The following is an 11,317-nucleotide window of genomic DNA, read 5'->3' as shown; positions in this document are numbered from 1 at the left end:
TTTCGCCGGGCGGAATTCTTTCTGCGACAATTGCCGGATTTTCGAACCCGCTCCCCCTGTTATGAAGAACGCGACTCCGACGATCCGCGATGTGGCAATGGCAGCAGAGGTATCGGTCGCGACGGTATCGAAGTACGTCAACGGAACCAAGCGCTTCTCGCCGGAAGTGGAGTCGCGCCTGAAAGCGACGATCGAAAAGCTCGGATACCAGACGAGCCCGCTGGCACGGTCGATGATTACGGGACGCACGCGTACCATCGGCCTCGCGATCCTGGACATCAGCAACCCGCACTTCGCCAGTGTCGTGAAAGGGGCCAATCGGGTGGCGCTCGCGCACGACTACACGCTGCTGCTGGTCGATACGGAAGAAGACCCGACGCGCGAGCGTTCGCTGATCGAGGCCCTCGCGCAACGCGTGGATGGATTGATCGTGAGCTCGCGGCTGTCGGAGCGTGAAGCCGACTGGATGCTGGGCCTGAAGAAGCCGGTCGTGATGCTGCGACATCTCGACGAACTCGCCCTCCCGACGGTCGGCATCGACAATCGTCTTGCCACTTATATGCTGGCCCGGCATCTGCTCGATCTCGGACACCGGAAGATCGCCTATCTGGGGTTTGGCCAGGCGTCGATCGACCCGGAGCGGATTCGCGGCGCAAGCGAATGCCTGGCGGAGGAGGGGCTGTCGCTCGATGTGTACGATGCGCATGCACCGACGTCCGTTGCCGGCGAACAGGCTTGCTCGAGAATCCTGCTGGGCCCGCGCCGGCCGCACGCGGTGATCTGCTACAACGACCTGATCGCGCTCGGATTCATGAAAGGCGCGAAGGCGCTCGGATTTCATCTGCCGCGCGACCTCGCGGTCACCGGCATCGACAATGCGCCGTACGGCGAATATTCGGAACCCGCGCTGACGACGGTCGATACCCAAAGCGAGAAGATGGGCGAGCTGGCAACGCGCAAGGTGATCGACGCGCTCGCCGGCCAGAACGATGCCGCGCGTCTTCTGCTCGAACCCCGTCTCGTCGTACGAGACTCCACTTCGATTCGCGCGCGGTCCTGACCGACCGCGGGGTCATTGCCGTTGGGACGCGGGCCGGCGGCGCGGCCGCACCGCGAAGCCGACCGGCTCGGGGCCGGACTGCCTTCCTTCTCTTTCGTCACGCCCGTGGCGATACTGCGCGCCGTGTTCGCGCGTCCTGCAGGATAAACGATTACCCATTCCAGGGTTCGCCTCGGTTTCGTTTCCCGGCGGGCGACGCTTCGATACGCGTTTATACCGACTAGGAAAACCATGTCCACCGCACTATTCTTGGATAAACGTTTTCCCGTCGCACTTGAGCCTGGCACGTTTGGCGAGCGGGGCACGCGGCGCGATGTCTCGACGTCGCCCGACCGGCACATCGGCGAGCGCCGCCCGCCGGCACATGACGCGATCGATTGAACGGAACGCAGCCAGCGCGCGGCGACGCGTTGGGAGCAGCTGCACAGCGTTGAAGCGACGACATGAATAAGTAGTGCAAAACATATCGAAAGATCGTCTGGAGACAACAGGAGCGAGACATGGGAATTTCGATCAGGAAATCGGGGGTCTGTCTGGCAGCGGGGTTGACGGTGCTGTTCGGCGGGTGCGGCGGCAGCAGCGACAGCAGTCCGACTGCATCGTCGCCAGCCGGCAATGCATCGCCGTGGATGGACACGTCGTTGAAGCCCGAGCAGCGCGCGGCCTTGCTGGTGGCGGCCATGGCGCTGCCCGACAAGGAAGAGCAACTGGTCGGCGGCCCCGGCGTGATTGCCGAGCTTCCGCAATGTTTCGGCGCGCGCCATATTCCCGGCCTCCCGAAATACCACATTCCGACGCTTCGCATCACCAATGGGCCGGTCGGCATCGGCCAGAACGATTGCGTTCCCGCCGGTTCGGCGTCGAGCGGTGCCGCGGCGCTGACGAGTGCGGCGTCGGCCAAGGCCACCGCATTGCCGTCCGCCATCGCGGTGGCCGCGTCGTTCGATCACACGGTGGCGACGCAATTCGGCGACGTGATCGGCAAGGAAGGCGCAAACCTCGCGCTTCACGTGTTCGAGGCACCAGGGCTGAACCTGGCCCGGCTGCCTGTCGGCGGCCGGAACTTCGAGTACATGGGCGAGGATCCGTATCTCACCGGCACGATGGGCGTCGCGGAGATCCAGGCGGTCCAGTCGCACGGCATGATCGCGATGGCGAAGCATCTCGTCGCGAACGAGCAGGAAACGAACCGGATGACCATCTCGGAAATGGTCGACGACCGGACGCTGCATGAGCTGTACATGCTGCCGTTCGAAATGGCGGTGAAGGACGGGCAGGTGGGTGCGGTCATGTGCTCGTACAACGCCGTCAACGGCTTCTCGATGTGCGAGAACAAGCACATCCTGACCGACGTGCTGCGCGGGCAATGGGGTTTCGGCGGTTACGTGCAGTCCGACTTCTTCGCCGCGCACAGCACCGCGGGAACGATGCTGGCCGGGCTCGACAACGAAATGCCGGGCGTGATCCTCCCGGGCGTGGCGACCTGGTGGACGCCGGACAAGCTGAACGCCGCGCTCGCATCCGGCGCGATCAAGACGTCGGATATCGATACGGCGCTGGCGCGCCGATATACGCAGATGTTCAAGGCGGGCATCTTCGACCGTGCGCTGGTTCAAACGCCGATCGATGCAGCCGCGGACGGCGCCGTTGCCAAAGCGATCGGCGAGCAATCCGCGGTGCTGCTGCAGAATGACGGCACGCTGCCTTTGAGCAAGGCGGTGCAGAACGTCGTGATCGTCGGCAAGGCTTCGCAGGTGTTCGCGCAGCAAGCGGTAGCGGGCGGCAGCAGCGTCGGCAACCCGATGGGGTCGGGCGGCGGCAGTTCGGACGTGGTCGCGCTCTATACCGTTTCGCCGCTGCAGGGGATGCGCGACGTGCTCGCCAACCTCGGCAATTCGACGGCGAAGGTTCACCTCGTCCTCGTCGACGATGCCAACGCGAACGCCACCATCGACGGTAGCGCGTCGACGTTCGCGGCGGCCCGGTCGTTGATCGGCAGCGCCGACGCCGTGGTCGTGATGGCAGGATCGATTTCGGAAGAGGGCGCGGACCAGACGACGTTCGTCGATGCGACCGGCTTGAGTCTCGACGCCGGCAAGTACCTCAACACGCTCGACTGGTACGGGCCGAAGGCCAGCGCGCTGACGACGACCGGTACCGTCAGGAGCAGCAATACGCTCGCGATGGTCCAGAGCGTGGTGGCCGCGAATCCGAAGACCGTGCTCGTGCTCAAGGACAACGCGGTCGAGGCGCTCGACCCGACGCTGCTCAAAGGCGGCGCGTCCGCGCCGGCCGCGATACTCGAGGCATGGTTCCCGGGGCAGGAGGACGGGCACATCGTCGCTGATCTGCTGTTCGGCGTGGCGAATCCGTCGGGCAAATTGCCCGTGACGTTCCCGCAGGTCGGCCAGGGGTTCATGGATTCGATCAGTGCCGCGCAGTATCCGGGCATCGCGGTCAACGGCGTGCCGACGGTGACCTACACCGAAGGGCTCAACATGGGTTATCGCTGGTACGACGCGATGAGCACGCGCCCGGCGTTCGAATTCGGGTTCGGGCTGTCGTACACGACGTTCACGATCCAGAACGCAGCCGTTTCGCCGGGCGGCAACGGCACGTACAACGTCACTGCGTCGGTCACGAATACAGGGAAGGTTGCAGGAGCGGAAGTCGTGCAGGTCTACGTCGGCTTGCCGTCGTCGTCCGGCGAGCCGCCGAAGCGCCTGGTCGGGTTCCGCAAGGTTCTCCTGAATCCCGGTGCATCGCAGACGGTCACGATCAACATCGATCCGAAGGCGAACAACCATCCGTTGAGCATCTGGGACAAGGATGCTCAACAATGGTCGCCTGCGAGCGGTGCGACGACGGTGTATATCGGCAATTCGTCCAGAAGCCTCGGCCCGGCAGGGACCATCACGCAGTAACGCCGATCCGAATCCCGGTTGGGCGGTCCGGCCGATTCACGGAGCACGGTGAACGGCGATGGCCGCTCTCCAGCCGCCATCGAAATTCCACTGCTTCCGGACGAACGACATGAGAAAAAGCAACATGGATCGGGGTCCGTCGGGCTCCGTTTCGGCCGCCCGCCGGACCCGGGCAAGTATGTCGTTGCTGGTGCCGCTTCTCGGCACGCTGTCGATCGCGGGCTGCGGCGGCGTTGATGCAGGCAATACCGCACCGGTCATTCAGCGCTTTGCCGCGAGTGCGCCGACGATCGCTGCCGGCCAGACCACGACGCTGTCGTGGGAAGCCGACGGCGCGAAATCGGTTTCGCTGAGCGGCGTGAGCGCCACACCGGCTGCTTCGGCCGTGGTCGCGCCCGCGGAGACGACGACCTACCGTCTCACCGCAACCAATGGCCCCGACGCATCGGCTACGCGGGATGTCACCGTTACCGTTGTGCCGTCCGCGACGATCGGCAGCGTCGCGGTGAATCCGGCACAGCGGGGCAGGGTGATTCCGGCAGGGTTTCTCGGTTTTTCGCATGAGTGGGGCCAGGGGCAGTTGTTGATGGGAGAACCGTCGAATCCCAACCCCATCTATCGACAGCTGATTGCGAATCTCGAGGCCTATGGCGGCGGCCCGGTGTCGCTGCGCATCGGCGGCAGTTCGACCGACAGCACCGGGCAGCCCGACGCCACGACGGTCGCCCGTTCGCACAGATGGTTGCGGACAGCAAGAGCATGCCGTCCGGTGTTTCGTTCATTCTCGGCGTGAACTTCAAGGCCGGCGACGTGGCGCTCGCGACGAACCAGGCGACGTCGTACCTCGACGGGATGTCTGACGGTTCGGTGCAGGCGATCGAAATCGGCAACGAGCCGGATCTTTACCAGAACACGACCTATCCGTTCTCGACGTTTCTGACGGACTTCCAGGCCTTCCGTCGGAGCATCCGCGCCGCGAAACCGGGAACGCTGCTCGTCGGACCGTCGATCGCGCGTTTTCCGAATACGCAATTGTCCAAGCGTCTGCCGCCGAGAACGGACTTCGCGACGACGGATCAGCTGAACACGTTCATCCAGCAGGAGGCGCCGTCGCTCGCGCTGGTCAGCTGGCATGCGTACGTGACGGCCGGCGCGAACGCGGGCAACACCGTTCCGTCGGGTTTCCTGCTTCAGCCGACGTCTTCGACGCTCAAGCCGTCGCTCGCCGCGCCGTACGTGCCGCCGGCCACTGCCGCGGGCAAACCGTTTCAAATGGCGGAGATGAATTCGCTGTCGTCGTCGGGCCAGGATGGCGTGAGCAATGCGTTCGAAGCCGCGCTTTGGGCGACCGATGCGATGTTCGAGTTCGCGAACGTCGGCATCTCGGGCGTCAACTTCCATAGCAACAACTGGAACAGCTTCAATCAGTGGGACGCGTATGGTGCGTTCCATTTCAATGTTCCGCAGTCGCAGTATGTGGCGTCGAAGGCGATTGCGCCGCCGGCCGGCACGCAGTTCTCGCCGCAATATTCGCTTCGCGAAGTGCAGTCGTTGTACTACGGGATGCTGCTGTTCGCGCAGGCGACCGCGCACCAGGCCCGACTGTTGCCGGTCACGCTGCAGACCAGTGCCAACGTGAAGGCGTGGGCGACGCTCGATCCGACGACGAACACGGTCAATGTGCTCGTGCTGAACAACGATCAATCGGCATCCGGCATCGTGAAGCTGGCGATTCCCGGTTACCGCTCGGGAGTCGTTACGCGGATGATGGCACCATCGTTCAGTTCCAAGATCGGCATCACGCTCGGTGGCCAGACGTTCGACGGTAGCCAGGATGGCAAGCCCGTGGGGATTGGATATGGCGAGACGGTGAGCGCCGCGGACGGTACGTTCACGGTGACCAGCGGCGCGGCGAGTGCGTTTCTGCTGACGCTGTCGCAGTAGTGCGGGATGTGTGTCGGGGTACCGGGGCGGCCCCGACACGCGCTCAACGTTGGTTTTGCTCCGTTCGTTGCCTTGCTTCGGCCGTTACGCAGTGTCGAAGGCCGGCGTCTGACGGGGAAGGGCGGCGGCATTTGTTTCGACCGTCGTCGCGGGCCGATCGCCGGCAAATTCCCGAAGCACCCAGCTTCTCAATATTGCCGTTGCCTCCCGGGTAGCGGAGCGCGGGCTATAGACGAGGTCGTACTGGAAGCTCTCCAACATCAGATCGAACGGCTGTACCAGCGTGCCGTTGGCGAGTTCGTTGGCAACCAGCGTGCGGCTTATCAAGCCGATTCCCTGTCCGGCAAGGGTGGCCTGCATCGCGTGGACCTCATCGTTGAACCGCAGGCCGCCGTTCGGATCGGTGCCTCGTATTTTTGCAGCGTCGAGCCAGCGAGCCCAGGTAATTGCCCGCGAATCGTCGCGAACGGGCGGGCCCCAATCGAAATGAATCAACGTCGCATGCTGCAGATCCTTCTCGTTCGCGATGGACAAATGCGGACGGCACACCGGCGTAAAGCGATCGCTGAAAAGCGGTTCCGAAACGAGGCCGGGATAATAGCCGGCGCCGTAACGGATCGATGCATGTGCGGACTGATCAAGGTCCACGATCGCATTGGTCGCATCGAGCCGGAGGGTCCAGTCGGGATACGCGGCACGAAATCCACCGGCGCGGGCGGCGAGGCATTTCGCGGTGAATGCGACGGTGGACGTCAGCGTGGCGACCCGGGTCTCGTCGATGTTGCGAGCCATCTCGATCGCACGCTCGAAGCTGTCGAAGCCGTCGCGAAGCGCCGGGAACAGCGCCTTGCCGTTCGCAGTGAGCCGCACTCCGCGCGTCTGGCGCTCGAACAGTTTGACGCCCAGCCAGTCTTCCAGCTGACGGATCTGATGGCTCACAGCCGTAGGCGTGACGTTGAGCTCCTCTGCGGCCGCCTTGAAGCCGGTGCGGCGCGCCGCAGCCTCGAATGCGCGTAGCGCGCTCAACGGAGGTAGTTTGCGCATGGATTAGCTGAGCTCATCTGTAAGGTGAGAATTGACCATTTGTTGCGCCGGAAAGCTCCGTCGATACTGCGTTCTGACGATCAGCCAAAACTCGATAGAGGGCCTTTCATGAAAATCGAACAAGTGCACACGAATCCCGATCCCTATGCGCCGTTTCTATTATCACAGGCAATTCGGGCCGGCGGTTTCGTCTTCGTTTCGGGGCAGCCTGCCATTGGCGACGACGGTGAAATTGACGGTCCGGGAGATTTCGATCGCCAGGCCAGGCGCGCCTTCAGCAATCTGGAGCGCGTGTTGAAGGCGGCCGGCTCGGGAATGAATCAGGTCATCAAGACGACGATTTACCTGACGTCGATGTCGTATCTCGACAGAATGGTCGATGTGCGTCGCGAATGGTTTTCCGCGCCGTATCCGGCCGAAAGTCTTGTCGAAGTCTCGGCCCTGTATTCACCGGACGCGATGATCGAGGTCGAGGCCATTGCCGCCGTGTCGGATGCCGCGTCGTAGAACCGTTGGCCCGGGTGGTTGAATTAAGTTCAGCTGGTCCAGCTCCGATATCTCGTCAAATTGCTTCTTCCGGCTCGGCCGCGTTTCGAGTGTGCGCGTCGAGTCGCCTCGATGTATTCGCACGCGGTATTCGCTATCGCTTTGGCGCCCGCCGCTGCACAGGCACAGCATTGGCTCCGGCGTCCAGGTGTCGAAAGAAATGGCCAGGAATGCTCGGCCTTTTCGCAAGCGATCGAACATCGAGCCGAGGTATCTCATGAACTGGATCGGTACGTGGCGTAATCAATATGGTTCCACACTCAACATTACAGACGACAAGCAGGGCGTCATACGCGGTGAATTCAGTACGGCGTTGCAGGACAGTGCCTTTTTTGGTGAGGATCTGCCTGTCTCCGGCGTCTGGTTTGGCGATTGCATCAACTTCGCCTTCGGTATATCGAACGACCGTGCTACGGCGATCTGTTCTTTCACGGGCATGCTCCGTGATGGCAAGCTGCAAACCTTATGGCATGTCGTGACCAGCAAGGCGCCTCGACATGGTTCTCAGCCATCGGGGCTTGGATGGGCACATGCTGTTCAAACTAACGGCGATACGTTCGAGAAAGTCGCGGATTGAGCCAGCCATCGTGATCCGTTCCGTTGCAGCCATCGCAGCCTCCGGCGCCGGGAAACCGGCAGCCGGACAGCTTACGCGGCCCGAAAGCGGACATTTCAACTTTGCCCAGCTACGACATTACAAGTTTGCTCCTACATCGATCCGGTTGATAATTCACGTTATGTAAAATCAAAAGCACCACGGAAATCCGACCTGCCTCCAGCTTCTTCCATTCCATCATCCCGCCACCGACGAAAAAGGCGCGCCGCGTACCCCGCAACGCGCCCCCGCTCAATCTACGCCCATCAAACCGCCATCACCGTCACCGACTTCGTGACGAGATACGGCTCCAGCGCTTCCGGGCCGCCTTCCGATCCATAGCCCGAATCCTTGACGCCGCCGAACGGCATTTCCGGCCACGGCGTCGCCGGCTGGTTGATCCACAGCATCCCGACTTCGAGTCGCTGCGTCAGCAGATGCACGTTCGCGAACGAACGCGTGAACGCGTAGCCGGCCAGCCCGAACGGCAGCCGGTTCGCTTCCGCGATCGCATCCTCGAGCCTGTCGAAGCCGCGGATCGCCGCCACCGGGCCGAACGGCTCGTTGTTGAACACGTCGGCTTCCAGCGGCACGTTCGCGATCACGGTCGGCGCGAAGAAGTTGCCTTCCGAGCCGATCCGCTCGCCACCGGTCTCGATGCTCGCGCCGACCTTGCGCGCGTTGTCGACGACCGACGCCATCGCGGTCAGCCGGCGCGGATTCGCCAGCGCGCCGAGCGTCGTGCCTTCCTCGAGCCCGTTGCCGACCTTCAGTCCCTGCGCATGCTGAACCAGCGCGCGCGTGAACTCGTCGCGGATGCTGTTGTGCACGAGGAAACGCGTCGGCGAAATGCACACCTGGCCCGCGTTGCGGAACTTCGCGCCACCGGCGGCCTTCACCGCCAGCGCGACGTCCGCATCCTCGGCGACGATCACCGGCGCGTGGCCGCCCAGCTCCATCGTCGCGCGCTTCATGTGCTGGCCCGCGAGCGCGGCGAGCTGCTTGCCGACCGGCGTCGAGCCCGTGAACGTCACCTTGCGGATTACCGGATGCGGAATCAGGTACGACGAGATTTCCGCCGGATCGCCGTACACGAGGCCGATCACGCCGGCCGGCACGCCGGCATCGACGAATGCGCGCAGCAGCGCGGCCGGCGACGCCGGGGTTTCTTCCGGCGCCTTCACGAGGAACGAGCAGCCGGTCGCGAGCGCGGCGCTCAGCTTGCGCACGACCTGGTTGACCGGGAAATTCCACGGCGTGAATGCCGCGACCGGACCGACCGGCTCCTTCACGACCGTTTGCTGCGCGCCGAGGTTGCGCGGCGGCACGATCCGGCCGTACACGCGGCGGCCTTCGTCGGCGAACCATTCGATGATGTCGGCGGCCGACAGCACTTCGACGCGCGCTTCCGTCAGCGGCTTGCCCTGCTCCTGCGTCATCAGCTGCGCGATGCTGTCGGCACGTTCGCGCACCAGCGCGGCGGCCTTGCGCATCGTCGCCGCGCGCTCGTGCGCGGGCACCTTGCGCCATGCTTCGAAACCGCGCTGCGCCGCGGCCAGCGCGCGGTCGAGATCGGCGATGCCCGCGTGGGCCACCTTGCCGATCGCCTTGCCCGTCGCCGGGTTCACGACGTCGATCGTCTTGCCGCTCGCGGCGTCGACCCACTCGCCGTCGATCAGCAATTGCGTATCCGTATAAGTCACGTTAGCCATCCAGACACCCCTACTTGCGTCGATAAAACGCGCGCTGCCGCGAACGGCCGCGCGCAGGTTGACAGAAAACGCTGCGTTGCCGGGCGCCCTGCACCCGGCAACGTGCGAAGACAGGCACGCGTGCCCGCCATTGACCGCCGCGGCGGGCCGTGCTCAGCGCGCGGCTGCCGTCGCGTTGCGGAGTTTCGCGACGTCCGCCGCCTGCACGGCCGGCGCGCCGTTGTTCCAGCCGGCGCGCATGAACGTCAGCACGTCGGCGATCTGCCGGTCGTTCAGCTCGTTCGCGAACGCCGGCATCGGATACGCGGACGGCACGCCGCCGATCACGAGCGTGTCGCTGCCGTTCAGCGTCACGTTGATCAGCGACGATGCATCGGCCTCGAGCACGTTCGGATTGCCGGCGAGCGGCGCGAGCAGCGACGCGTAGCCGCGGCCGTCCGCGCCATGGCAATGCAGGCAGTAAGCGTTATACACCTTTGCGCCCGGATCGTTCGCCGGCCGGCCCAACGCGACCTGCGTCGCCTTCGGATCGTAACGATAAGGCGGCGCGCCGTTGCCGCCCGCCGCCGGCAACGATTTCAGATAGCGCGACATCGCCGCCAGATCGTCGTCGGTCAACGCCTGCGTGCTGTGGTTGATCACGCTGACCATCGAGCCGAACGCGGTCGCATGCCGGTTCGCACCGGTCTTCAGGAACTGCGCGACGTCGGCCTCGTTCCAGCGGCCGAGCCCCGTATTGTGCTCGCCGGTCAGGTTCGACGCGAACCAGTTGTCGATCGGCGCGCCCGACAGGAACGCGGCCCCGCTTTCGTCCAGCGCCTTTTCCTGGAAGCCCGCGCCGCGCGGCGTATGGCACGACCCGCAATGCCCGAGCCCCTGCACGAGGTACGCGCCGCGGTTCCACATCGCGTCCTTCGCCGGCTTGTCGGTATACGGCGTCGTGTCGAGGAACACCGCGTTCCACAGCGCGAGCGGCCAGCGCATGTTGAGCGGCCACGGAATGTCGGACGCACGGTTCGCCTGCTTCACCGGCTCGACGCCGTTCATGAAATACGCGTACAGCGCCTTCACGTCGTCGTCGCGCAGCTTCGCATACGACGGATACGGCATCGCCGGATACAGGCGATGGCCGTCCTTCGCGACGCCCGAGCGCAGCGCGTTCGCGAACTCCGCTTCCGTATAGCCGCCGATACCCGTGTCCCGATCGGGCGTGATGTTGGTCGTGTAGATCGCGCCCATCGGCGTGACCATCTTCAGGCCGCCGGCAAACGGCGCGCCGCGCGGCGCGGTGTGGCACGCCACGCAGTCGCCGGCCTTCGCGAGATACGCACCGCGTGCGACCAGCGCGCTGTCGGCCGGCGCCGTTTGCGCGGCCTGGCTCCCGGTACCGGCCATCAGCGCGGACAGCGCGAGCAGCGATCCGCCGAGCGTGCGGGCCGCGCGGTTCAGGCGGTGCCGACGATTCAGGGTGAGGTTTCGCATCGTTCGTCCC

The 11,317-nt window shown here is 64.4% G+C and carries 10 protein-coding genes; 7 read left to right on the top strand and 3 right to left on the bottom strand.

What is annotated here, in order from left to right:
* Positions 1-61 precede the first annotated feature (61 nt).
* The 5 genes from Q3A80_RS10595 (at position 62) to Q3A80_RS10575 (ending at position 5,928) form a co-directional block, all read left to right on the top strand.
* Positions 62-1,060, top strand: a complete 999-nt coding sequence (locus Q3A80_RS10595; RefSeq protein ID WP_446329006.1) for a LacI family DNA-binding transcriptional regulator — start codon at positions 62-64, stop codon at positions 1,058-1,060.
* 231 nt (positions 1,061-1,291) lie between these two features.
* Entirely contained in the window at positions 1,292-1,441 is a 150-nt protein-coding gene (locus Q3A80_RS10590; RefSeq protein WP_446328995.1) for a hypothetical protein, read from the top strand.
* A 119-nt stretch (positions 1,442-1,560) separates the two neighbouring features.
* Positions 1,561-3,984, top strand: coding sequence for a beta-glucosidase (locus Q3A80_RS10585; protein WP_446328994.1), 2,424 nt, complete (start codon positions 1,561-1,563; stop codon positions 3,982-3,984).
* Positions 3,985-4,042: 58 nt separating this feature from the next.
* On the top strand, positions 4,043-4,777 hold the full coding sequence (locus Q3A80_RS10580; protein WP_446328993.1) for a hypothetical protein: 735 nt from the start codon (positions 4,043-4,045) through the stop codon (positions 4,775-4,777).
* On the top strand, positions 4,744-5,928 hold the full coding sequence (locus Q3A80_RS10575; RefSeq protein ID WP_446328992.1) for a glycosyl hydrolase family 79 C-terminal domain-containing protein: 1,185 nt from the start codon (positions 4,744-4,746) through the stop codon (positions 5,926-5,928). Before Q3A80_RS10580 ends, Q3A80_RS10575 begins: the two co-directional genes overlap by 34 nt.
* Before the next feature lie 84 nt (positions 5,929-6,012).
* Here Q3A80_RS10575 and Q3A80_RS10570 read toward each other — a convergent pair whose 3' ends face one another.
* A complete protein-coding gene (locus Q3A80_RS10570; protein ID WP_446328991.1) occupies positions 6,013-6,972 on the bottom strand; it encodes a LysR substrate-binding domain-containing protein in 960 nt (319 codons plus the stop codon).
* Positions 6,973-7,080: 108 nt separating this feature from the next.
* On the opposite strand from Q3A80_RS10570, the gene Q3A80_RS10565 reads away from it, so the two are divergent.
* Both Q3A80_RS10565 and Q3A80_RS10560 read left to right on the top strand, forming a co-directional pair.
* Complete coding sequence (locus tag Q3A80_RS10565) at positions 7,081-7,479, top strand: RidA family protein (RefSeq protein WP_446328990.1); 399 nt, start codon at positions 7,081-7,083, stop codon at positions 7,477-7,479.
* A gap of 256 nt (positions 7,480-7,735) precedes the next feature.
* The gene (locus tag Q3A80_RS10560) at positions 7,736-8,095 is read left to right on the top strand and encodes an avidin/streptavidin family protein (protein WP_446328989.1); all 360 of its coding nucleotides are present in this window, start codon (positions 7,736-7,738) and stop codon (positions 8,093-8,095) included.
* Between the two features lie 284 nt (positions 8,096-8,379).
* Here the strand turns inward: Q3A80_RS10560 and Q3A80_RS10555 are convergent, their stop codons facing one another.
* Both Q3A80_RS10555 and Q3A80_RS10550 read right to left on the bottom strand, forming a co-directional pair.
* The gene (locus Q3A80_RS10555; protein WP_446328988.1) at positions 8,380-9,825 is read right to left on the bottom strand and encodes an NAD-dependent succinate-semialdehyde dehydrogenase; all 1,446 of its coding nucleotides are present in this window, start codon (positions 9,823-9,825) and stop codon (positions 8,380-8,382) included.
* Between the two features lie 153 nt (positions 9,826-9,978).
* Entirely contained in the window at positions 9,979-11,307 is a 1,329-nt protein-coding gene (locus Q3A80_RS10550; protein ID WP_446328987.1) for a c-type cytochrome, read from the bottom strand.
* Between the last annotated feature and the right edge of the window lie 10 nt (positions 11,308-11,317).

Source organism: Burkholderia sp. SR8 (genome assembly GCF_052851275.1).
Note: the sequence above shows the minus strand (reverse complement) of the source record. Positions and strands in the feature narration are given on the sequence as shown.